23 protein-coding genes are annotated in these 22,203 nt (G+C 74.4%); 16 read left to right on the forward strand and 7 right to left on the reverse strand.

The annotated features are described in order from the left end of the window. Positions 1–652 (reverse strand): TfuA-like protein (locus MNY62_RS21980; protein ID WP_242346484.1); only part of this gene is annotated, 652 nt, incomplete at its 3' end. 2 nt (positions 653–654) lie between these two features. Beyond that, positions 655–1,809 (reverse strand): YcaO-like family protein, encoded by a 1,155-nt coding sequence (locus MNY62_RS21985; protein ID WP_242346485.1) that lies wholly within the window; start codon positions 1,807–1,809, stop codon positions 655–657. Between the two features lie 66 nt (positions 1,810–1,875). Here MNY62_RS21985 and MNY62_RS21990 point away from each other — a divergent pair, with 66 nt between their 5' ends. Both MNY62_RS21990 and MNY62_RS21995 read left to right on the forward strand, forming a co-directional pair. Further along, positions 1,876–3,279, forward strand: coding sequence for a M20/M25/M40 family metallo-hydrolase (locus MNY62_RS21990; RefSeq protein WP_242346486.1), 1,404 nt, complete (start codon positions 1,876–1,878; stop codon positions 3,277–3,279). Positions 3,280–3,501: 222 nt separating this feature from the next. Beyond that, the gene (locus MNY62_RS21995; protein ID WP_242346487.1) at positions 3,502–6,021 is read left to right on the forward strand and encodes a glycogen/starch/alpha-glucan phosphorylase; all 2,520 of its coding nucleotides are present in this window, start codon (positions 3,502–3,504) and stop codon (positions 6,019–6,021) included. Here the strand turns inward: MNY62_RS21995 and MNY62_RS22000 are convergent. After that, positions 5,976–6,464: an MGMT family protein gene (locus MNY62_RS22000; protein WP_242346488.1), complete on the reverse strand. Its 489-nt coding sequence runs from the start codon at positions 6,462–6,464 to the stop codon at positions 5,976–5,978. The genes MNY62_RS21995 and MNY62_RS22000 overlap by 46 nt on opposite strands. 122 nt (positions 6,465–6,586) lie before the next feature. Here MNY62_RS22000 and MNY62_RS22005 point away from each other — a divergent pair, with 122 nt between their 5' ends. The 4 genes from MNY62_RS22005 (at position 6,587) to MNY62_RS22020 (ending at position 9,202) form a co-directional block, all read left to right on the forward strand. After that, a complete protein-coding gene (locus MNY62_RS22005) occupies positions 6,587–7,132 on the forward strand; it encodes a BP74-related protein (RefSeq protein ID WP_242346489.1) in 546 nt (181 codons plus the stop codon). A 73-nt stretch (positions 7,133–7,205) separates the two neighbouring features. Beyond that, positions 7,206–7,787, forward strand: coding sequence for a LemA family protein (locus tag MNY62_RS22010; RefSeq protein WP_242346490.1), 582 nt, complete (start codon positions 7,206–7,208; stop codon positions 7,785–7,787). A gap of 9 nt (positions 7,788–7,796) precedes the next feature. Next, positions 7,797–8,555, forward strand: a complete 759-nt coding sequence (locus MNY62_RS22015; RefSeq protein WP_242346491.1) for a TPM domain-containing protein — start codon at positions 7,797–7,799, stop codon at positions 8,553–8,555. Positions 8,556–8,563: 8 nt separating this feature from the next. Continuing rightward, positions 8,564–9,202, forward strand: a complete 639-nt coding sequence (locus MNY62_RS22020; RefSeq protein ID WP_242346492.1) for a TPM domain-containing protein — start codon at positions 8,564–8,566, stop codon at positions 9,200–9,202. Between the two features lie 15 nt (positions 9,203–9,217). Here the strand turns inward: MNY62_RS22020 and MNY62_RS22025 are convergent, their stop codons facing one another. Then, positions 9,218–10,693 carry a potassium/proton antiporter gene (locus MNY62_RS22025; protein ID WP_242346493.1) on the reverse strand — a complete coding sequence of 492 codons (1,476 nt, stop codon included), beginning with the start codon at positions 10,691–10,693 and terminating at the stop codon, positions 9,218–9,220. A 97-nt stretch (positions 10,694–10,790) separates the two neighbouring features. On the opposite strand from MNY62_RS22025, the gene MNY62_RS22030 reads away from it, so the two are divergent. Then, positions 10,791–12,173, forward strand: coding sequence for a pyridoxal phosphate-dependent decarboxylase family protein (locus MNY62_RS22030; RefSeq protein WP_242346494.1), 1,383 nt, complete (start codon positions 10,791–10,793; stop codon positions 12,171–12,173). A 1-nt stretch (position 12,174) separates the two neighbouring features. Here MNY62_RS22030 and MNY62_RS22035 read toward each other — a convergent pair whose 3' ends face one another. Next, complete coding sequence (locus tag MNY62_RS22035; RefSeq protein WP_242346495.1) at positions 12,175–13,113, reverse strand: sigma-70 family RNA polymerase sigma factor; 939 nt, start codon at positions 13,111–13,113, stop codon at positions 12,175–12,177. A gap of 218 nt (positions 13,114–13,331) precedes the next feature. Between MNY62_RS22035 and MNY62_RS22040 the strand changes: the two genes are divergently transcribed. Together MNY62_RS22040 and MNY62_RS22045 are read left to right on the forward strand one after the other, a co-directional pair. After that, on the forward strand, positions 13,332–13,631 hold the full coding sequence (locus tag MNY62_RS22040; protein WP_242346496.1) for a hypothetical protein: 300 nt from the start codon (positions 13,332–13,334) through the stop codon (positions 13,629–13,631). A 153-nt stretch (positions 13,632–13,784) separates the two neighbouring features. Then, on the forward strand, positions 13,785–14,189 hold the full coding sequence (locus tag MNY62_RS22045) for a cupin domain-containing protein (RefSeq protein WP_242346497.1): 405 nt from the start codon (positions 13,785–13,787) through the stop codon (positions 14,187–14,189). Here MNY62_RS22045 and MNY62_RS22050 read toward each other — a convergent pair. Beyond that, positions 14,141–15,208 carry a radical SAM/SPASM domain-containing protein gene (locus MNY62_RS22050; RefSeq protein ID WP_242346498.1) on the reverse strand — a complete coding sequence of 356 codons (1,068 nt, stop codon included), beginning with the start codon at positions 15,206–15,208 and terminating at the stop codon, positions 14,141–14,143. The genes MNY62_RS22045 and MNY62_RS22050 overlap by 49 nt on opposite strands. Positions 15,209–15,239: 31 nt before the next feature. Here MNY62_RS22050 and MNY62_RS22055 point away from each other — a divergent pair, with 31 nt between their 5' ends. The 4 genes from MNY62_RS22055 (at position 15,240) to MNY62_RS25595 (ending at position 19,389) form a co-directional block, all read left to right on the forward strand. Next, positions 15,240–15,914: a helix-turn-helix domain-containing protein gene (locus MNY62_RS22055; RefSeq protein ID WP_242346499.1), complete on the forward strand. Its 675-nt coding sequence runs from the start codon at positions 15,240–15,242 to the stop codon at positions 15,912–15,914. A 109-nt stretch (positions 15,915–16,023) separates the two neighbouring features. Beyond that, a complete protein-coding gene (locus MNY62_RS22060; protein WP_242346500.1) occupies positions 16,024–17,397 on the forward strand; it encodes a response regulator in 1,374 nt (457 codons plus the stop codon). 280 nt (positions 17,398–17,677) lie between these two features. Then, positions 17,678–19,141 (forward strand): ammonium transporter, encoded by a 1,464-nt coding sequence (locus MNY62_RS22065; RefSeq protein WP_242346501.1) that lies wholly within the window; start codon positions 17,678–17,680, stop codon positions 19,139–19,141. 125 nt (positions 19,142–19,266) lie between these two features. After that, positions 19,267–19,389, forward strand: coding sequence for a hypothetical protein (locus MNY62_RS25595; RefSeq protein WP_279426757.1), 123 nt, complete (start codon positions 19,267–19,269; stop codon positions 19,387–19,389). Between the two features lie 15 nt (positions 19,390–19,404). Here the strand turns inward: MNY62_RS25595 and MNY62_RS22070 are convergent, their stop codons facing one another. Next, a complete protein-coding gene (locus MNY62_RS22070) occupies positions 19,405–20,229 on the reverse strand; it encodes an aldo/keto reductase (protein WP_242346502.1) in 825 nt (274 codons plus the stop codon). Between the two features lie 113 nt (positions 20,230–20,342). Between MNY62_RS22070 and MNY62_RS22075 the strand changes: the two genes are divergently transcribed. The 3 genes from MNY62_RS22075 to MNY62_RS22085 all read left to right on the forward strand — a co-directional run bounded on the left by MNY62_RS22075 (position 20,343) and on the right by MNY62_RS22085 (position 22,120). Then, on the forward strand, positions 20,343–20,510 hold the full coding sequence (locus tag MNY62_RS22075; RefSeq protein ID WP_242346503.1) for a hypothetical protein: 168 nt from the start codon (positions 20,343–20,345) through the stop codon (positions 20,508–20,510). A 101-nt stretch (positions 20,511–20,611) separates the two neighbouring features. Continuing rightward, complete coding sequence (locus tag MNY62_RS22080; protein ID WP_242346504.1) at positions 20,612–20,812, forward strand: hypothetical protein; 201 nt, start codon at positions 20,612–20,614, stop codon at positions 20,810–20,812. 144 nt (positions 20,813–20,956) lie between these two features. After that, positions 20,957–22,120 carry a CgeB family protein gene (locus MNY62_RS22085; protein WP_242346505.1) on the forward strand — a complete coding sequence of 388 codons (1,164 nt, stop codon included), beginning with the start codon at positions 20,957–20,959 and terminating at the stop codon, positions 22,118–22,120. The last annotated feature ends 83 nt before the right edge of the window (positions 22,121–22,203 follow it).

Below are 22,203 nucleotides of genomic sequence, written 5' to 3' on the forward strand. Positions count from 1 at the left end.
GGACGAACGCCGCCGCCGCCTCGACGCAGGCGCGCGCGTCGTCGGCCTTGGGGTCCGGGGCGCGGGGGAGGAACGCGCGGAGCCGCTCGCGCGCGGGCTCCGTGAGCTTCGCCTGAGCGAGCACGCGCGGCCAGGTCCGCACGGTGTAGTGGAGCTCCGCCGCCGCAGCGACGAGCGCGCGCGCCTCGCGCGGCGAGACGAGCCGCCCGGCGCGGGCCGCGTCCGCGGCGGCGCGCACCGCGACGAGCGGCACGGTGAGCGGCCGGAACGCGTGCTCTTCGTCGCCGTGGAGGAGCGCCACCTCGCCGTCGTCGTCGAGGATCCCGTCGCGGTAGGCGCGGAAGATCGCCCCGACCCCCACCACGCCGTGGCGCTCGAGCTCGGCGGCGCGCAGCGCGCCCATGCTCGCGCCGCCGAACACGGCGACGCCCGCGTCGAGCGCGGCGAGGAGCTCGTGGTGCCAGACCGAAGGCGTCGTGTCGAAGAGGCCGTCGACGAGCGCGATCGCGAGCGGCCGGGCGGGGAGGACGGCGAGGACGTCGCCCGCGCGCGCGGGCGGGAGCACCCGGCACGGCGCGAGGCGTCGAGCCTCGGCGGCGGGGAGCGAGGGGCCGAGGAAGACGACGAGGTCGTCCGCGCGCGCGCGGGTCATCATCAGAGGAGCTCCGAGAGCGCGAGGCCGGGGACGACGACCTTCACGACGTGAACGCCGGGTGGAGCGTCGAGCTCGACGGCGACGACCCGCGCGATCCGGGCGCGCCGGAGCAGGGCGAGCACCGCGCGTACGGCCTCCGCGGCGTCGCCCGCGTCGCGGACGCCCTGCATGCGCCCCGCCTCGCGCCGCGCCCGCGTGCCCCCGAGGAGCGCCGCGAGCCCGGTCGCCGCGCGCCGGTCGCCCACCGCGACGTCCTCGCGAGCGCCGTGGATCTCGGTCGCGCGCGACTGCGCCGCCTCGAGGAGCGCCGCGAGGAGCGCGTCGTCGCGATCGAGCCGGCAGGCGTAGCCGGCGGAGAGCGGCACGGCGCCGTGCTCGTGGTCCGCGATCAGCGCGGCGGCGCAGGGAAGGGCGGGGACGGCGCCGGCAGCGCCACGCGCCGGGGCCGACGCCGGCGCGGAGGCGTCGAGGAGGTGGACCCCGAACCCGCGCGCCTCGAGGCGCGCGGCGAGCTCCGCGGCTCGCGGCGCCGCGCGCGGGCGCGAGCGGGGGGGGGGGGGCCGCGCCGCGACCGCCTCCTCCGTGAAGCCCTCCGGCAGCGCCCGCGCGAGGAGATCGCGCTCGATCGCCTCTAGCAACGCGTGGAGCAGCGCGGCCGCGCGGTCCTCGTGCGCTCCCATCCCGTTCGACGTCCACGGGACCACCGCGGCACCGAGGAGCGGTCCGCCGGCGGGCGGGCAGTGGACGGCGCAGGCGGGGACGAGCGCGGGCGCGCCGCCGAGGAGCTCCTGGCCGGCGCGCCAGGCGAGGCGGAGCCCCGCCCATCCCGGCTCCGCCCGCTCCGGCGCGAGCGCCTCCGGGCGCACCACGGCGTCCTCGCCGTGGGCTGCGGCGAGGTCGGAGGCGCACCCCCACGCGTCCACCTGGGCGCGCTCCGCTGCCCACAGCTCCGCAGCCTCGAGGAGCGCGCCGCGGGCGGCGGGCTCGAACGTCTCGCCCTTTCCGTTCGTGACCTGGAGCACGTGCGCTCCGGGCCGCACCGCGCTCGCCACCTCCACGCCGGTGCGATCGAGCCCGGTGAGGCGCGCGATCCGGGTCACGCCGAGCGCCGCGGCGAGTGAGCCGTCCCGAAGGGGACGGGGGGCTTTGGGCATGCGCGGGTTTATATCTCGGGCCGGCCGCCCGCTGGCAGGCCGCCGCATCCCAACGAGGAGACCTTCATGACGGAGAGCCCGGTCGACCTGGCGCTCGCCCATTACGAGAAGAACGCAGCCATCTACCTCGACGAGCTGAAGCGGCTCGTCCGCATCCCGAGCGTCTCGTTCGCGGGCTTCCCGGAGGTCGAGGTCGCGCGGAGCGCGGACGCGGTCGCCGAGCTCCTCAGGCGGCGCGGCTTCGAGAAGGTCGAGGTGCTGAAGGTGGAGGGGGCACACCCCTACGTCTTCGGCGAGCGGATCGAGGACCCCGCCGCGCCGACGCTCCTCCTCTACGCGCACCACGACGTGCAGCCGCCCGGCGAGGCGGAGCTCTGGAAGTCGCCGCCGTTCGAGCCCTCCGAGCGCGACGGCCGGCTGTTCGGCCGGGGCGCCGCGGACGACAAGGCGGGCATCCTCGTCCACGCCGCCGCGGTGGACGCCTGGGTGCGCGGCGCCCGGAAGATGCCGCTCAACGTCAAGATCGTGGTCGAGGGCGAGGAGGAGATCGGCTCCGATCACCTCGCCGCCTTCATCGGCCGCTACCGCTCGAAGCTCGACGCCGACGCGATGGTGCTCACCGACACGGGCAACGTGGACGTCGGGCTGCCCTCGGTGACGATCGCGCTCCGCGGGCTCGTCATCGCCGAGGTCGAGGTGCGCGCGCTCGACCAGAGCCTGCACTCGGGCATGTGGGGCGGCCCGGTGCCCGACCCGGCGATGGCGCTCGCGAAGATGCTCGCCGGGCTCGTCGACCGCGACGGCCGAATCGCCATCCGCGGGATCTACGACAAGGTCCGGCCGATGACGCGCGAGCAGCGGCGCGCGATCGAGCAGCTCCCGGTCACCGTCGAGGAGTTCCGGAAGCAGGCGCGGCTCCGCCCCGGGGTGCAGCTCCTCGGCGGGAACCACCCGCTCGAGGTGAACTGGTGGGAGCCGTCGCTCGCCGTGAACGCGATCCAGGCCTCGTCGCGGAAGGACGCGCGCAACATCATCAACGACGTCGCCTGGGCGCGCGTCGGGGTCCGGCTCGTGCCCGACATGGATCCGGTCGAGGTGCGCGACGCGCTCATCCAGCACCTCCAGGCGGCGGCGCCGTGGGGCGTCGAGGTGCACGTGAAGGTCGAGAGCGCCGGCGCGCCCTGGATCACGGACGTGCGCCACCCCGCCTTCGACGCGGCGTTCCGCGCGCTCGAGAAGGGTTTCGGCCGGCAGGCGCTGGCGATCGGCTGCGGGGGATCGATCGGCTTCGTCCAGCCGTTCGCCGACGCGCTCGGCGGCGTGCCCGCGCTCCTCATCGGCGTCGAGGATCCCGCCTCGAACGCCCACTCGGAGAACGAGAGCCTCCACCTCGGCGACTTCCAGAAGGCGATCCGGAGCGCGATCCACCTCTACGCCGAGCTCGCCTCGGCGCTGGCCCGCAAGGCGTAGCGCACAGCGCGCCCGCTCGCCCGGACGCCGGGAGGGCGGGCGCGCGAGCCCCGCACGCGGGGCGGGGCCGCGAGGTCGCGAGGCGCGGGACGACCCGCGCGAGTATCATGCGCGGCGTCGACGGCCGCGGGAGGTCCCGCGGGCGCGCGATCGCGGGCCACACCGCCGGGGCGGGGAGGCTCGAGTCGCTGCGCTCCGCCGTGACGGGCTCAAGGAGACCGGATGGTTCCGCCGAGGAGAGGAAGCACCGCACCCGCGGAGGCCCGAGCGCTCGAGCGCGCCCGCGACGTCCCGAACGCGCGCACCGCGACGGACGTGGAGGCGCTGAAGCGCGCCTTCGCCGACCACCTGCAGTACTCGCAGGGCGCCGACGAGCACAGCGCCACCGCGCTCGACCGCTACTTCGCGGTCGCGTACTCGGTGCGCGATCGCATGATGCGGCGCTGGATCCAGACCCAGCAGGCGTACTACCGGGAGGACGCGAAGCGGGTCTACTACCTCTCGCTCGAGTTCCTGATGGGCAGGGCGCTCGAGAACAACCTCCTCAACGTCGGGCTCTACGACCCGATGCGCGCCGCCCTGAAGGACCTCGGGCTCGATCTCGCCGACCTCCTCGCGCAGGAGCCCGACGCCGGGCTCGGCAACGGCGGCCTCGGGAGGCTCGCCGCCTGCTTCCTCGACTCGCTCGCGACGCTCGGGTACCCGGCCACCGGCTACGGGATCCGCTACGAGTTCGGGATCTTCGACCAGGAGATCCGCAACGGCTACCAGGTGGAGCGGCCCGAGGAGTGGCTGCGCTTCGGGAACGCCTGGGAGGTCCCGCGCCCGGAGAGCGTCGTCCCGGTCGCGTTCTACGGCCGGACCGAGCACGGCGTGGACGAGCGCGGCCGGCTCCGGGTGCGCTGGGTGGACGCGCGCCACGTGCTCGGCATGCCGTACGACGTGCCGGTGGCGGGGTTCCGCAACGACACCGTGAACACCCTCCGGCTCTGGCGCGCGCGGGCCTCGCAGGAGCTCGACCTCGCCGACTTCAACGCGGGCGACTACCTCGCCGCCGTCGAGGACAAGGGGTTCTCCGAGAACATCTCGAAGGTCCTCTACCCGAACGATCTCACGGTGATGGGCAAGGAGCTCAGGCTCCAGCAGCAGTACTTCTTCGTGTGCTGCTCCATCCACGACATCGTGCTGCGCTACCTCCGGACGCACGAGGACTTCTCGCGCTTCCCGGACAAGGTCGCGATCCAGCTCAACGACACCCACCCGGCCGTCGCCATCGCGGAGCTCATGCGCGTCCTCGTGGACGAGCGCGCGATCGACTGGGACGACGCGTGGGAGATCTGCCGGGCGACGTTCGGCTACACGAACCACACCCTCATGCCGGAGGCGCTCGAGCGCTGGTCGGTCGACCTCTTCGGCCGCGTCCTGCCGCGCCACCTCGAGATCGTCTACGAGATCAACCGGCGCTTCCTCGAGGGCGTCCGCGCCGCGAACGGCGCCGACGAGGGCGCGCTCGCGCGGATGAGCATCATCGAGGAGGGGCCGGTGAAGCAGGTGCGGATGGCGAACCTCGCCGTCGTCGGATCGCGCTCCGTGAACGGCGTGGCCGCGCTGCACACCGAGCTCCTGAAGCGCGAGCTCTTCAAGGACTTCCACGCGCTCTGGCCGGACCGGTTCAACAACAAGACGAACGGCGTCACCCCGCGCCGCTGGCTCCTCCAGTCGAACCCCGAGCTCGCGTCGGCGATCTCCGATGCGATCGGCCCGGGCTGGATCACCGACGCCGAGAAGCTCCGCGCCCTCGAGCCCCTCGCAGACGACGCGGGCTTCCGCCGGCTGTTCCGGCGCATCAAGCGCGAAAACAAGGCGCGCCTCGCCGAGATCGTCCGCGCCGAGAACGGGCTCACGCTCGACCTCGACTCGATCTTCGACGTCCAGGTGAAGCGCATCCACGAGTACAAGCGGCAGCTGCTGAACGTCCTCCGGGTCGCCGCGGAGTACCTGCGCATCAAGGAGGACCGCTCGTACCAGCCGTTCCCGCGCACCTACCTGTTCGGCGGGAAGGCGGCGCCGGGCTACGCGATGGCGAAGTGGGTCATCAAGCTCGTGAACTCCGTCGCGGACGTGGTGAACCACGACGTCGACGTGCAGGGCCGGCTCACCGTCGGGTTCCTCAAGAACTACCGGGTCTCGCTCGCCGAGCGGATCTTCCCGGCCGCGGAGGTCTCCGAGCAGATCTCCACCGCCGGCAAGGAGGCGTCCGGCACCGGGAACATGAAGTTCGCCCTGAACGGCGCGCTCACCATCGGCACGCTCGACGGCGCGAACGTGGAGATCCGCGAGGAGGTCGGCGCGGAGAACTTCTTCCTCTTCGGGCTCACCGTCGAGCAGGTGCAGGCGCTCCGGGCGCGCGGCTACGATCCGTGGGAGGTCTACCGCGGCGACCGGCGGCTGAAGGGCGTCCTCGACGCGCTCGCGTCGGGCGTCTTCTCGCCCGGCGAGCCGGCGCTGTTCCGCCCGGTGGTGGACTCGCTCCTCAACGGCGGCGACCCCTACCTCGTGCTCGCCGACTTCGCGGCGTACTGCGCCTGCCAGGAGGAGGTCGAGCGGGCGTACCGCGACCCGGAGCGCTGGACGCGGATGGCGATCCTGAACGTCGCCCGCACGGGCAAGTTCTCGTCCGACCGGACGATCCGGGACTACGCCGAGGAGATCTGGAAGGTCGCGCCGGTCCGCCACGGGTAGCGCCCGCCCGGTGCGCCGGCCGCCGCGCGGCGGGAGCGGGTTCGCGGCCGGCGGGGGGACGCTCCGCGCCGGCGCCCGCCGCCGGGCGCGGCCTTGGCCCGCGCCGGAGCGCGCCCCCGCTTCTTCCAGCCGTGGCGCGCGAGCTCGACGCGGCCGCGCTCGTCGAAGCGGACCCCCTCCGCCTCGAGCAGCTCGCGCTGCACCGCCGCGCCCATCGGATCGAGGATGGAGATGGCCGCGTGCCCGCGCGGGCGTGCCCCGAGGACGCGCTGCCAGGGCACGTCGTGGCGCGCGCCGCGGAGCGCGGCGAGCGCGTACCCCACCTGCCGGGCGCCGTGCGGCTTGCCCGCCGCGAGCGCGACCTCGCCGTAGGTCGCCACGCGGCCGCGCGGGATGCGGCGCACGATCTGGTAGATGCGCGACCAGCCTGAGGGGAGCGTCACGGCGCGAGCGTAGACGAGGGACCCCGCCGCGGGAAGACCGGACGGAGGGTGAGCGCTGACGGACGACCGAGGGGAGCGCCAGTTTGCCTTTCAGTGAGAGGGTCGCATACCCTGCGGCGCGCATGGGCCGCCTCCTCCCCGCCGTCGTCCTCCTCGCCGGCGCCGCCGCCTGCGCCGGGTCGGGACCATGCCCGATCCCGCTCGAGGTGTGCGGCGGGACCTGCGTCGACACCCGCTCCGACCCGCGCAACTGTGGCACCTGCGGGCACGCGTGCGGCGCCGGCGTGTCCTGCGGCGGTGGTGCATGCGGGGCGAGCGCGGAGGGCGCGTGCGCCGGCCGCAGCGGGGGCGCCTTCGTGACGCTCGAGAAGTGCGGCGAGACCGTGAAGCTCTGGATCACCAACGACGCGTTCGTCACCCGCGCCGACGCGCTCCGGCAGGGGGCGCCGGTCGAGGGGATCCCGGTGTTCGACCTCCTCGCAGGGTCCGACTGCGACGACCAGTGGACGTGGCACGTGGACGCTGCGACCGCCTCGTTCGCGGGGCCGACGGTGGCCGGGTGCGACGTGTGCCCGAGCGACATCGAGCTCGCGCTCTCGTACTACGTCCTCGAGCTTCCCTCCTGGTGCCCGTCGTCGCCGACGGTGGTCGCGGTCGACCGCCGGTGAACGCCCCGTTCCGGGGGGGCCGCGGGCGCGAACTTCCTTTGCGCGGCGGCGGGGGCGCGCTAGCTTCCCGGGCATGAAGACGCCTCGCCTCGTCGCCGCCACGGCCGCGCTCGCCCTCACCGCGGGCTGCGGCTTCCAGTCGATCCCCCAAGCCGAGAACGGCGTCGCGGCCGCCTGGGCCGAGGTGGAGAACCAGTACCAGCGGCGCGCCGACCTCGTCCCGAACCTCGTCGAGACCGTGAAGGGGTACGCGACGCACGAGCGCGAGACGCTCGAGGCGGTCATGAACGCGCGCGCGCAGGCCACCCAGGTGAAGCTCAGCGCCGACCAGCTCACGCCCGAGAACATGAAGCGGTTCGAGCAGGCTCAAGGGGCGCTGCAGGGCGCGCTCGGGCGGCTCCTCGCGGTCGCCGAGAACTACCCGAACCTGAAGGCGAACGAGAACTTCCGCGATCTCCAGGCCCAGCTCGAGGGGACCGAGAACCGGATCGGGATCGCCCGCCGCCGCTACATCGAGCAGGTGCAGCAGTTCAACAACCTCGTCACCGTCCCGCCGACGAGCTGGACGAACTCGCTCATGTACAAGAAGCAGCCCAAGGCGCAGTTCACCGCCACGACGGCGGGCGCCGAGAAGGCGCCGTCGGTGAAGTTCTAGCGGGGCAGCGTGCGCGCCCTCGCCGTCGCCGCGCTCCTCGCGGTCAGCGCCTCCGCCCCCGCCCGTGCACGGGCCGAGGCGCCCATCCCTCCGCTCACGGGGCCGGTGGTGGACGCCGCCGGCCTCCTCGGCCGCGACGACGTGCGCCGCCTCGAGGGGCTCGCGCGCGCCGCGCGGGCGCGGGAGGGCGGGACGGGGGTGCAGCTCCAGTACCTCGTCATCCGCTCCCTCGACGGCGACCCGATCGAGGACTACTCGATGCGCGTCGCGGAGGCCTGGAAGGTCGGGACCCGCGGCAAGGACAACGGCGTGCTCGTCACGGTCGCGGTCGAGGACCGCGCCGTGCGCATCGAGGTCGGCGGCGGGCTCGAGGGCGGGCTCACCGACGTGCAGTCGTCCCGGATCATCCGCGGCACGATCGTGCCCGCGTTCCGCGAGCGGCGGTTCGGAGAGGGGCTGTACGACGCCGGGGTCCAGATCCTGGGCGCGCTCGGCGCGCTGCCGTCGGGCGTCGAGCCGGTGCGCCGCGCGGCGCCGAAGGCGCGGTTCTCCTCGCTCGCGTTCATCGTCCTGTTCATCGTCGTGTTCCTCGTCCGGAGCCTCTCGGGCTTCGGCCCGCGGCGGCGCCGCCACCTCTGGTGGGGCGGCGGCCCGTGGATCGGGGGCGGCGGCTGGGGCGGGGGAGGTGGCTTCGGCGGCGGCGGTGGCGGTGGCTGGTCGGGCGGCGGCGGCGGGTTCTCGGGCGGCGGCGCCTCGGGGCGCTGGTAGGAGGCGCGGTGGCGATCGAGCGGTACTTCGGAGAGGACGTCCGCGCGCGCATCGCGGAGGCGGTCCGCCGCGCCGAGTCGCTCTCGCGCGGTCAGATCGTCCCGGTCGTCGTCGAGAAGAGCGACCCGTACCCGGAGGCCCGCTACCGGGGCGCGCTGCTCCTCGCCGCGCTCGTCACGGCGGCGGCGGTCGGACTCCACCTCCCGCTCACGCTCGCGGAGCTCCCGCTCGTCCAGCTCGCGGCGGGGATCGTGGGCGCGCTGCTCGCGAGCTGGGATCCCATCGAGCGCCGCCTCGTCGGCGCGCGCTCCATGGACGAGGCGGTGCGCGCCCGCGCGACGCGCGCATTCCACGAGCACGGGCTGCACCGGACCGCCGAGGGCACGGGCGTCCTCGTGTTCGCGTCGCTGTTCGAGCACGAGGCCGTCGTCCTCGGCGACCGCGGCATCCACGAGAAGATGGGCGCCGACTGGGACCGGGCGATCGCGGCCCTCGTCGACGGGATGCGGGCGGGGGATCCGGGGAAGGGCTTCGTGGACGCGATCGCGCTCTGCGGCGCCAGGCTCGCCGAGCACTTCCCGGGCGCACCCGGCCAGCCCCCGCCGCGGAACGAGCTCGAGGACCGGATCCGCGCGTCGAAGACCTGAGCGCGGCCGGCGCCCTCAGTCCTCCTCCTGGCGGCCGAACAGGAGCTGGACGAACGGCTTGTCCTCCGGCGTCGTGAACACGTAGACGTGGTCGCCGGGCTGGAGCACGGTGCGCCCGCGCGCGGCGATGAGGTCGCGACCCCGGACGACGAGCATCACGGCCGAGCCCTCCGGGATCGTGAGCTCCGAGATGCGGGAGCCCACCACGGCGCTCGCCCCCTCGACGTAGAACGAGATCACCTCGCCGGCGAGCCGCTGCGTCGAGTGGATCTCCAGCATCGCGCGCGGGGTCGGCGTGGCCTGGACCTCGAGGCCGAGCCGGCGCGCGACCCATCCGATCGAGGTGCCCTGCACGACCGCGCTCACCACGACCACGAAGAACACGAGATCGAAGACGTGACGCGCCACGGGGAGCCCGGCGAGCACCGGGAACGTCGCGAGCATGATGGGGACGGCGCCGCGCAGCCCGACCCAGGAGACGAACGCGATCTCGCGCGGCGGAAGCCGGAACGGCAGGAGGAGCAGGGTGACCACGAGCGGGCGCGCGACGAAGGCGAGGAAGAGGCCGAGGAAGAGCCCCGGGCCGGCGACGCCGGCGAGGCGCGACGGGAACGCGAGCAGGCCGAGCAGGAGGAACATCGCGACCTGGCTGAACCACGCGATCGCGTCGTGCACGCGCCGGAGCCCGGTCGCGTACGGCAAGGGGCCGTTCCCGAGCACCACCGCCGCCGCGTACACCGCGACGAAGCCGCTCCCGTGGACGAGCGTCGGCGCGCCGAACGCGATGCACGCGAGCGCGATCGTGAGCACCGGGTAGAGCCCGCTCGCCGAGAGCCGTGCGCGCGCGAGCAGCCAGCGGCCGGCGTAGCCGATCGCGATCCCCCCGGCGAGGCCGATCGCGAGCTGCAGGACGACGTCGAGCGCGAGCCCCGGGCCGGGCTGCTCGCCGGCGACCAGGGCGGCGGTCATGGCGAGGGTCAGGATCACCGCCATCGGATCGTTGACGCCCGACTCGACCTCGAGGAGGTGCGCCAGCCGCTGGCGGATGCTGATCCCGGCGCCGCGCAGGACGGAGAACACCGCCGCCGCGTCCGTGGAGGAGACGATCGCCCCCACGAGGAGCGACTCCGGCCAGCCGAGCCCGATCGCACGCGCGCCGAGCGCCATCACCACCGCGGTCCCGGCGACGCCGAGGGTCGCGAGCACCGTGGCCGGGGCGAGGACGCGCCGCAGGCTCGCGAGGTCGGTGTTGAGGCCGCCGTCGAACAGGATGAGGGCGAGCGCGACCGTGCCGATCCGGAACGTGAGCGCGTAGTCCTCGAAGGGGATGTGCCCGAGCCCCTCGGAGCCCGCGAGCATCCCGACCAGCAGGAACAGGAGCGCGACCGGAAGCCCGAGCCGGCCCGAGGCGCGCGAGGCGAGCACGCTCACCGCCAGGAGGACGCCCACGGCGGCGAGCAGGATGGCGGTGGGGAGCGGCTCCGTCGGCACTCGCTCCAAGCGTAGAGGAGAACCGCCCGGGGATCTCGCGCGCGCTCGGGTGCCCCGCCCCCTGGTCCTCCCGTGCGCCACGCGCTATGGACGGTCCATGTCCCTGGACCTCCCGATCGAAGCGCTGCGCCTGCTGTACGCGTCCGTCGAACGGCTCGCCGAGGAGCACCTCGAGACGCTGGACGAGCGGCCGATCACGCCGCGCGTCTCGGGCGCGGAGCTCGAGGCGCGGCTCGCGCGCCCGATCCCGGAGGCCGGGGTCGGCCTGCGCGTGGTGGACGGCCTGCGCGAGATCTCCGCCGGCTCGCGCGCGCAGAACGGCAGGTTCCTCGGGTACGTGCTCGGGTCCGGCGAGCCGGCCGGGGCCGCCGCGGACCTGCTCGCGAGCGTGCTGAACCAGAACGTCACCGCCTGGCGCTCTGCCCCCGCGGGGGTGACGATCGAGCGGAGCCTCGTCGCGTGGCTCGCGGGCGCGCTCGGCTGCGCGGGGTTCTCGGGGAGCCTCACGGGCGGCGGCTCCTCCGCGAACTTGATGGGGCTCGCGATGGCCCGCGAGGCCCGCGCCCCCGCGAACGAGCGGGGCGCCGCGGGCGGGGTCGTGTACGCGTCGCGCGAGGTGCACATGTCCATCGCGAAGGCCGTCGCGCTCCTCGGCCTCGGGCGCGAGAACCTCCGGCTCGTCCCGGTCGACGCGGCGTTCCGGATGCGCGCCGACGCGCTCGAGCGCGAGCTCGCGCGCGACGTCGAGGCCGGGCGCGTCCCGATCGCGGTGGTCGCGACGGCGGGGACGGTCGCCACCGGCGCGATCGACCCGCTCGCCGAGATCGCCGGCGTCGCGAGGCGGCACGGGGCGTGGCTGCACGTGGACGGGGCGTACGGCGCGCTCGCGGCGCTCGCCCGGCCGGAGAAGCTCGAGGGGCTGGCGCTCGCCGACTCGCTCTCGCTCGACGCGCACAAGTGGCTGTACCAGTCGGTCGACTGCGGGTGCCTGCTCTACCGGGATCGCGCCGCGGCGCGCCGCGCGTTCTCGCACTCGGGCGCGTACGTGCAAACCTCGACGGAGGATCCCGTCGAGGGGTTCGCGTTCTTCGACGAGTCGATCGAGCTCTCGCGGCGCTTCCGCGCGCTCCGCCTGTGGACGTCGTTGCAGTTCCACGGCGCCGCGGCGTTCCGCGCGGCGATCGCGCGCGACCTCGCGCACGCGCAGCGCCTCGCGGAGCTCGTCCGGCGGGAGCCGCGGCTGGAGCTGCTCGCCCCGGTCGAGCTCTCGGCGGTCTGCTTCCGCGTGCGTGGCGAGGACGCGGACCGGCGGAACGCCGCGGTGCTCGCCGAGGTGAACCGCCGCGGGCTCGTCTACCTGTCGAACGCGTCGCTCGACGGCGCCTTCGCGCTCCGGGCGTGCTTCGTGAACCACCGTACCTCGGACGCGGACGTCGGCGCGGTCGTCGAGGAGGTGCTCGCGGCGGCGGACGCGAGCTAGCTCACCGTCTGCGTGCGGCCCCGAGCTCCGTGAGCTTGCGGCTCGCCAGGACCGAACGGATCTCGGCGATGAGCCCCTCGGCGTCGAGCTCGCACTGGACGACGATGCGCGACGCGTACGGCGGGTGCGCACCGGCGACGCGCAGGACGGCCGCGGGCATTCCGTTCAGCAGCCGGATGTCGAGGTCGAAGGGCCCCGAAGCGCTCAGCCTGCGCCCGAGCGACACGAAGAACTGCTTCACCCGGCGACGGCCGACGATCGGCACGGGCAAGGTGGCAAACTCGCCACCGCCGTCGCCCATGGCGCGGACGTCTCGTGCGAGAAGCGCCTCCAGCGCCGCCCCGTCGCCTTCCCGCAGGCAGGCGAAGAAGGCCTCCAGCGATCTGCGGACTGCGGCGCGGGACGAACCCGAGCGCAAGGCGCGGGCGCCGTCGTAGGCCGCCATCGCGCGGCGGGCGCGCGTGAGCGTCATCCGGACGTTGGCAGCGGTCATCCCCAGGACGTCCGCAGCCTCCTGAGCCGAGTAGTCGAACGCGTCGCACAAGATCAGGACGGCTCGGCGTCTCGGCGGCAGCGCCTCCATCGCGAGCAGGAAGGCGCTGGACGCGCTCTCGAGCCGGTCATAGCGCGCCCCGGCGGACTCGACGGGCGCGTCCTCGTCGAGCACCACCGGAGAGGGAAGCCAGGTCCCCGGGTAGCTGCGGCGCCGCCGCCGCCGGAGCGCGTCGAGGCCGAGGTTGACGGCCACGCGGACGAGCCAGGCGTCGAGCGGCGCGCCGAGCTTCGGTGGGCGCTCGGCGAGGCGGGCGAACGCTTCCTGCACGATGTCATCCGCGTCTGCTGCGGAGCCGGTCAGGCGGTAGGCGATGCCCCAGAGGCGGCGTTCATTTCTCCGGAACGCGTGCTCGACGCGGGCGGGTGCGGACTTATCTGCGATCATGGGTGTGCGTCGACAGGACGCCCGAGGACCTGGAAACGCAACCGACGACCTCGGCGCGCCCCACGCGAGCCCCCGGCTACGGGATCACCTGCGAAGGACCTCGCGACCTCTCGCGACGCGTGTTGCGGTCCAGGCTTCACGGACGTTCTGGATCCGAACGGCAGGACGGGCGGCACCGCTCTTCGGTGCGCCGGGTGCCTGTCGGTGAGGCGGTCCCAATGGAAGTGCTGATCACACGTACCAAGGTGAAGCCGGAGAAGGTCTCGGACGTCAATCGCGCTGCCGAGAAGCTCTTCGCGGCGATCCGCGCCGCGGCCCCCCGCAACGTCCGCGTCGCCTCGTCGCTGCTCGCCGATGGCGCGACGTTCGTGACGTTCCTGCAGCTTCAGGACGGTGCCGAGAACCCGCTGCCGTCGCTGCCGGCCTACCGTGAGTTCCTGGAGACGCTGCGGCCGTGCGTCGCCGAGCCGCCGGTGGCCGAGCACGGCAAGGTCGTCGTCGCGTACGGGCTACAGTAGCCAGCCGGCCGGCTCGGCCGGGCGCTGACGGCTCCGCTCGAACCTTCCTCTCCCCCCGCCCTCGGGCGGGGGGAGAGGCTCTGTCCGTGGGGCAGGCTGACGCGACGTCGACGGCGACGACGGGCGATCGCCCAGGCACGCCGAGGTGAGGCAATGACGACGATCGACAGGAACAACGCGCCACACTACACCTGGGGAGCAGGATGCGACGGCTGGCACCTCGTCGTGGCTCCGACGTTGAGCATCATCCAGGAGCGGATGCCGCCCGGGAGCAGCGAGGTCCGCCACATTCACGCTTCGGCTCGACAGTTCTTCTTCCTGCTCGATGGGACGCTGGAGATCGAGCTCGCGGGTGACGTCGTGCGGCTCGGGCCGCAGCAGGGGGTCGAAGTACCTCCCGGCGTCGCGCATCAGGTCCACAACCGCTCCCCGTCGCACGCCGACTTCATCGTCGTCTCCCAGCCACCCAGTCACGGGGATCGAGTCGAGGCGCCGGCGCCGGCAGCCCCCTACGCGCCGCCCGGCCGCCGCAGCGGGCAGGCGCGGCACAGCGGGTGATCCTCGTACGCGTCGACGAGCGCGCGGAACCGCTCGCCGGCCCAGATCGCGCCGAGCGGCGCCTCCGCCACGGAGCCGAGCGCGCCGAGCCCGCCCCGCGCGGCGGCCGGGTGCGGGCAGGGGGCGAACGTTCCGTCGGGGTGGATCCAGGCCTCGCGTCCGATGAACGGGCACGGCCCACGCGGCGCCGGGGCGTCCGGATCGGGGGCGAGCTCGACCGCGTTCTGGAGGATGACGCGCGCGCCGCTCGGCAGGCGCGCCGCCTCGGCCGCCTCGCGGGCGGCGCGCACGGCCGCGTTCCAGCGGGCGATCGCCGCCGGGGAGCGGCGGAGCGAGCCGGCCTCGAGGCCGGGCAGCCGCGGCTGGAGGTGGTTCAGCTTCACCCGGTCGACGCCCAGCGAGGCGGCGAGCCACACGATCCCGGCGAGCTCGCCGACGTTGGCCTCCTGGGCGGTCACCTGGAACGACACCCCGCAGCGACGCCCGCCCGCCCGCGAGTGCGCGTCGCGCGCGGCGACGAGCGCCCGCACGTTCTCCATCGCCGCCTCGAAGGAGAGGCCGCCCATCACCGCCTCGGCGGTGGCTGCCACAGCGCCGTTCCACGAGAGCTTCACGTCCGAGGCGACGGGCACGAGCCGCGCCGCCCAGGCGGCGGCGCCGCGCCCGGGGAAGGACCCGTTCGTCGTGAGGTTCAGGGCGAGCCCATCGGCCGCGCAGAGGTCCACGAGCCCGTCGAGCCCGGCCCAGAGGAGCGGTTCGCCCATCGTCGAGGGGATGACCTCCGCGAGCGGCGAGCCGCGCCGCTCCTCGAGGACGCGCCGCGCCAGCCCGGGATCCATGCGCCGGGGCGCGTCGCGCGCCCGGCCCGGCGCGCGCGCGGCGCCGCACTCGCACATCGCGCAGGCGAGATTGCAGTCGTCCGGGTTCGTGACGAGGGTGATCCGCCACGGCCCGTCGGGGCCGCCCGCGGGTGCGCCGCGCGGAGCGGCCGTGGGCGCGGGGGAGGCGTGCGTTGACAACGCGTCCGTTGTAACGGAAAAGGGACGCCGCATGAAGAGCGCGCGAGAGAGCACGAAGCGTGGCAAGCGGCCGGCCAGCCCTCCGCCCGAGGCGCGCCCGGCACCCGAGCCCGCCCCGCCGGACGAGCACAGCGCGTCGCAGCGGGACCTGACCCCGGTCGTGGGCGCGAACCTGCGCCGGCTGAGGAACCAGCGCGGCCTCTCGCTCGAGCGGCTCTCGCAGCTCTCGGGCGTCTCGCGCGCGATGCTCGGCCAGATCGAGCTCGGCCAGAGCGCCCCGACGATCAACGTCCTCTGGAAGATCTCCTCGGCGCTCGGCGTGCCGTTCTCGGCCCTCATCACGGCCCGCGGCAGCGCCGGCCCGCACGTGCTCCGGGGCGAGCAGGCGAAGCTCCTGCGCAGCCACGACGGCTCGTTCAGCTCGCGGGCGCTCTTCCCGTTCGACGAGCCGCGTCGGGTCGAGTTCTACGAGCTGCGACTCTCCCCGGGCGGTGTCGAGCGCGCCGATGCGCACAACCCGGGCACCACCGAGAACCTCGTCGTCGCGAAGGGCGAGGTGGAGATCGAGGTCGCCGGACGCAAGGAGAGCCTCGTCGCCGGGGACGCGATCGTCTTCGAGGCCGACGTGCCGCACGTCTACCGGAGCCGGTCGGACGGCGAGTCCGTGATGTACCTCGTGATGACCTACGCGGATACCGTCGGGTAACCACGCCGCCTACCCCGTCCGCCCCTCGCGGAGGTGACGCCGCATTCGTGGGACGGCGCCGCCACGGACTCGGCGTAAGATCTCTCTCGCCGGATCTGCGGGAGGGGCATTGTCGAGGACGGGGGACATCCTGATCGCGCGAGGGCTCGCCACGCGCGATCGACTCTTCGAGGCGCAGCGGGAGGGGCGCGCGCGCCGTGAGCCGATCTGCTCTCGGCTGCTCGCCACCGGGGTCCCCGAGGGCGCGCTCGCCTCCGTCCTCTCCGAGAAGCACGGGGTGCCCGGCGTCGACCTGTCCCGCACGGCGATCGCGCTCTCGGTGCTGGACGTCGTGCCGCGGAGCGTCGCCGAGGGCGATCTCATCCTGCCGATCTCGCTCGACGGTGGCCGCCTGCACCTCGCGATGGCGCAGCCGCTCGACGAGCGAATCCTGTCCGAGGTCCGGTTCGTGACCGGACGCGAGGTGTCGCCCTACGTCGCCGTCCGCGCGGCGCTCGCGCGCGCGGTCCGGGAGGCGTACGACTGCCAGGAGCGGGGCGAGGTGCTCTGGTGCGGCGCGGACGCGGGCCCGGGCGGGCCGTTCCTCGCGGCGGTCGTGCCGGGCGGCGATCTCGTCGAGGCGGAGCTCCTGGACGATCTCCCGCCCGGGAGCGCCGACCCGCTCGCGAGCGACGTCCCCGTCGAGGTCGAGATCGATGTGGCGCGTCCGCGACCGGTGCGCGCGGACGCGCGCCGTCTCGTGCTCGTGGTCGACGACGAGCCGGAGATCCGGCACCTCGTCGAGCGGACGCTGGCCGCGAAGGGCTACGCGGTGGAGACCGCCGCGGACGGTGCCGAGGCGCTGGAGAAGGCCGAGCGGCTCGTGCCGGACCTCGTCCTGCTCGACGCCATGCTGCCCCGGGTGCACGGCTTCGAGGCGTGCCGGAGACTCAAGGCCGGGGCGCACACCCGCAACGTCCCCGTGGTCATGATGACGGCGGTCTACCGCGGCTGGCGCTTCGCGGAGGACGCGCGGGAGGCGTACGGGGCCGAGGACTACGTCGAGAAGCCGTTCCGGATCGACGACCTGCTCCGGCGCGTCGAGGCCGCGCTCGACGCGGGCGCGGCGCGCGCCCCCGCGGCCACGCCCGCCGCCTCGCCGCAGCTCGCGCGCGGGCGCGAGCTCCTCAGCGCCGGGCACGCCGCGGAGGCGATCACCGCCCTCGACGAGGCGGTGCGCGACGCCCCATTCTTCGCCGAGGCGCACCACCTCCTCGGGCGCGCCCTCCGCGCGCGCGGCGAGCACTTCCGCGCGATGACGGAGCTCGAGCGAGCGGTCGAGCTCCGCCCGGGGCACCTCGCCGCGCTGCGGACTCTCGCCGCGCTGTACGAGGAGACCGGCTTCCGGCGCAAGGCCGCCGAGGCGCTGGAGCGCGCCCTCCCGGCCGCGCCCGACGACGCTGCGCGCGCCACGATCCGGCGCGACCTCCTTCGATTGATCTGAGGGCGGCTGGACCCCGCCGCCGTGCGGGCTCGCCGGGTCGCATGCACCGCGGCGGGCGACGGATCGGGGGAACGTGCTCGCACGCCGGGCACGCCCTCGCCTACCTCGCGGGCGGCGCGTCGCGCCGCGAGAGCTCGGCGCGTGGCGATCTGCCGTCCCTCCGGGCAACGCCGGCGAGCAGTCTGCTCGCGCGACGGGCTCGAGCGGCGCGCCGCGGGCCCCGGAGCGATCGGCATGTCGGCTGCAGAATCTCGCGCCGGACTCTTTCAAGGGGCACGACATGGAACCGAAGCTCGCGGACGTCGCGAAGACGCTCGCAGACACGCAGGCAGCAGTGAACATCATGTGGACGATGATCGCCGGCTTCCTGGTGATGTTCATGCAGGCCGGCTTCGCGCTCGTCGAGACGGGCCTCACGCGGGCGAAGAACGTCGCGCACACGATGGGGATGAACTTCTTCGTCTACGCGGTGGGCATCCTCGGCTTCTACTTCGTCGGCTTCGGCCTGCAGATGGGCTCGGTGGGGCCGATGGCCACCTTCGGCGGCGACGCGTCCCTCTCGGCGGCGCCGCTGTCGCTCACCCTGTTCGGCCACGTCTGGAACCTCGCGGGGACGAGCGGCTTCATGCTGCCGCTCCGCCTCTTCACCCCCGCAGTGGCGACCATGTTCTTCTTCCAGATGGTGTTCATGGACACCACCTGCACGATCCCGACCGGCGCGCTCGCGGAGCGCTGGAAGTTCACCTCGTTCGTGATCTTCAGCTTCGTCATCTCGACGGTGATCTACCCGCTGTACGCGAACTGGGTGTGGGGCGGAGGGTGGCTGTCGCAGCTCGGCACGAACCTCGGGCTCGGCCACGGCCACGTGGACTTCGCCGGCTCCTCGGTGGTGCACATGACCGGCGGCGTCATGGCGCTCACGCTCGCCAAGATCCTCGGCCCGCGCGCCGGCAAGTACGGTGCGGACGGCCGGGTGAACCCGATCCCGGCCCACAACATCCCGCAGGTCATGGTCGGCACGTTCATCCTGGCGTTCGGCTGGTTCGGCTTCAACGCCGGCTCCACGCTCGCGGGCACCGACACCCGGCTCGCGATCGTCGCGACGAACACCATGCTCGCCTCCGCGACGGGCGCGTTCGGCGCCTACCTCTACGTGAAGAGCCGCTTCGGCAAGCCGGATCCGACCTGGCTCGCGAACGGCATGCTCGCCGGCCTCGTCGCGATCACGGCGCCGTGCGCGTTCGTGTCCTCCTGGGCGGCGATGCTCATCGGTCTCGTCGCCGGGGTGCTCGTGGTCGTGGCCGCGATGTTCGTCGAGACGAGGCTCCGGGTGGACGATCCGGTCGGCGCCATCGCGGTGCACGGCGTGAACGGCGCGTGGGGGATCCTCTCCGTCGGGCTCTTCGCCAACGGCACCTACGGGCAGGGCCTGAACGGCATCCCGTACGGCGTGACCGGCCTCCTCTACGGCGACGCGGGCCAGTTCGCCGCCTCGCTCGTGGGCATCGCCGCCAACATCCTGTGGGTCGTGCCGGTCGCCTCGATCGCCTTCGTCGCGATCGGAAAGCTCGTCGGGAACCGCACGGCCGCGGAGGACGAGGCGCTCGGCCTCGACCTCCCCGAGATGGGCCTCCTCGGGTACGCGCCGGGCGCCGGGATCGAGCACGGCGCAGCGCCGAAGCCCGTACCCGAGCCGGCGCCGGCTCCGCTCGGCGCCCCCGCGCTGGCGCGCGATCACGTGTAGACGCCGCCGCCACGGCACCCGCGAGCCGCCCGCCGGGGTCCCCGGCGGGCGGCCTGGCGTGAAGCGCGATGCGCGCCACTCCCGTCGTCGCCGCGCGCGCCGCAGATTCGCCTCGGGAGGCGACGATGCGCGCGACGGCGGACGAGGGACGTGAGGTCGCGCGGGCGGCGTTCTGGTTCGCCGCCCGCTGGCTCGGCCTGGTGACGCTGGCGCTCGGGGCCGCCGCGGTGATCGCGGCCGCGTCCTGAGCGAGCCCGCCGTGGCTAGGCCGCGCGCGCCGCCGCGAGGATCCGCCGGCGCAGCGCCTCGTCCGGAAGGGGTCCCTCGCCGGCGCGCACGTTCTCCGCCGCGTGGCGCGGATCCGCCGTGGCGGGGATCACGCACGTGACCGAAGGGTGCCCGAGGATCCACTTGAGGAGGAGCTGCGGCCAGGTAGCGCAGCCGAGCTCGCCCGCCCAGGAGGGCACCGGCACGTCGCGCAAGCGGGTGGCGAGGTCGCCCGACTCCAGGGGCCGCATGACGAGCACGGCGACCCCTCCGTCGCGCGCCGCGCCGAGGAGGCGTGCCTCGGCGCCGCGCACCGCCACCGAGTAGGGGACCTGCACGAAGTCGACGGCGCCCTCCTCGGCGAGCGCGGCCAGCCGGTCGAACGCGCCGCTCGCGTGGTGGGTCGCGCCGACGTAGCGGATCCTCCCGGACTCCTTCCATGCGCGAAGGGTCGCGAGCTGCACGTCGAGGTCGAGGAGGTTGTGGACCTGCACGAGGTCGAGCCGGCCAGGCGCCGCCATCCGCCGCTCCGACTCCTCGAGCTGCGCGATGCCCGCCTCCCGCCCGGTCGTCCAGATCTTGGTCGCGAGGAACGGGCGGGGCTCCGGGTGCGCCCGGACCAGATCGCCGACCACGGCCTCGGCGCGCCCGTACATCGGCGAGGAGTCGACGAGGCGGCCGCCGGCCTCCCGGAGCACGCGGAGCACCTCCGCGAGCGGCGCCCGCTCGGACGCCGCCTCGCCGACGTCGAACGTCCTCCACGTGCCGAGACCGATGCAGGGGAGCGGCTCGCCGGTACGCGGGATCGGACGCGTGTGCATGCCACACCGTTACGGCGTCCTGGCGCTCCGCGGAACCCCGGCGCGCGGGCAGGCGGGCACGACCGGCGGCGGCTGCGCAGCGTTGAGGCCTCGGAGACCAAAGGAGGGACACGATGCGACGCGAAGAGAAGGAGCGGCAGCGGAAGGAGCGCGAGGCGGTCGGTCGCACGGCGGGCGAGGAGCAGGGCGCGCGCCGCCAGGCGAGCACAGATCGCCGGGAGGAGGAGGGCCGCTCTCAGCCGGAGTCGTCCGCGCAGAAGGGCGGGGAGCCACGGAAGTAGCGGCCGGGCTCACGCCTCGCCGGGGCCTCGGGGCGCTCGGGGCCCCGGCGAGCGCGGCACCGGGCCGGTCGAGCGGGTTACGGATCGGGCGGAGGTGCGCGATGGCGGACGTGAGCGGTGGCGCGAGCGGGATCCTGCCTCACGGTGAGTCGCTGCGCCGGGCGCTGCGCTGGCTCGACGAGCGGGTCCGCGAGGATCCGACGCTCGACCGGGTGAAGCTGGTGGGGGAGGCGTCCACGCGCCACGATCTCGGGCCGCAGGAGGAGGAGTTCCTCCTCACGCGATGGGCGCGTGGCGGGTGAGTGACGTGAGGTGAGCTGGCCGGGTGGCGGCCTCTGCGCGGCTCGTTCCGGAGGCCCCGATCCTCGGGGTCGCCTCGCCGCCAGGACACGCCCTACCTTGGCCGTGAGGGGTCCCTTCGGCTCCGGGGTCCACGGGGGCGTGGAATGAGGATCGTCGTCTTCGGGCTGACCGTCAGCTCGACCTGGGGAAACGGCCACGCGACGCTGTGGCGCGGCCTCGCCGCCGCGCTCGGCCGGAAGGGGCACCGGCTCGAGTTCTTCGAGAAGGACCAGCCCTGGTACGCGACGCACCGCGACCTCGACGTCCTCCCCGGCGGCGGCGCGCTCCGCCTGTACGCCCGGCTCGCGGACGAGCGCGCGCGCGTGGAGGCGGCGCTCGCCGGCGCGGACGTCGCGCTCGTGACCTCGTACTGTCCGGACGCGCTGCTCGCGACCGAGATGGTCCTGGGCTCGCCCGCCCGCGTGAAGGCGTTCTACGACCTCGACACGGGCGTCACCCTCGCGCGCCGCGCGGCGCGCGAGCCCGTCGAGTGGCTCGGGCCCCGCGGCCTCGCCGGCTTCGATCTCGTGCTGTCCTTCACGGGCGGCAAGGCGCTCCGCCTCCTCACCGACCGGCTGGGCGCAAAGCGCGCCGCGCCGCTCTACCCGAGCGTCGACCCCTCCGTGCACCGCCCCGCGCCCCCGGCCGCCGCGTTCCGCGGCGATCTCTCGTACCTCGGCACGTTCGCTCCGAGCCGCCAGCGCGCGCTCGAGTCGCTCTTCCTCGAGCCCGCCGCGCGCATGCCGAACCGCACCTTCGTGCTCGCCGGCTCGATGTACGACGCGTCGTTCCCGTGGCGCGAGAACATCCGCTACGTGCGCCACCTCGAGCCGTCGCTTCACCCGGCGTTCTTCTGCTCCTCTCCGCTCACGGTGAACGTGACGCGCGCGGAGATGGCGGAGCTGGGCTACTGCCCGTCGCCGCGCCTGTTCGAGGCCTCGGCGTGCGGCGTACCGGTGCTCTCCGACGGGTTCGAGGGGCTCGAGGCGTTCTTCACGCCCGGGGAGGAGATCCTCGTCGCCCGCAACGCGGACGAGGCGATGCACGCGGTCGCGCTGCCGCGCGTCGCGCTCGAGCGCATGGGGCGGCGGGCCCGCGAGCGCGCGCTCGCGGAGCACACCGCGGACGTCCGGGCGGAGGAGCTCGTGGCGCTCTGCGAGCGGGCGGCGAGAGGCGCGGCGGAGGCAGCGGAGGAGGAGGAGCTCGCGGAGCTCGCGCGCGGACGCGGCGCGGGCGCCAGCGCCGAGCCGCGCGGAGACCTCGCCTGAGGGAGCTCGTGCCGGCGGCCGCCCTCCGCGCCCTCAGCGGCTCGAGCGGCGGGAGCTGCGCCGGCCCGCCTTGCGGCCGGCCC

The organism is Anaeromyxobacter terrae (assembly GCF_022690685.1).
GTDB classification, from domain to species: domain Bacteria; phylum Myxococcota; class Myxococcia; order Myxococcales; family Anaeromyxobacteraceae; genus Anaeromyxobacter; species Anaeromyxobacter terrae.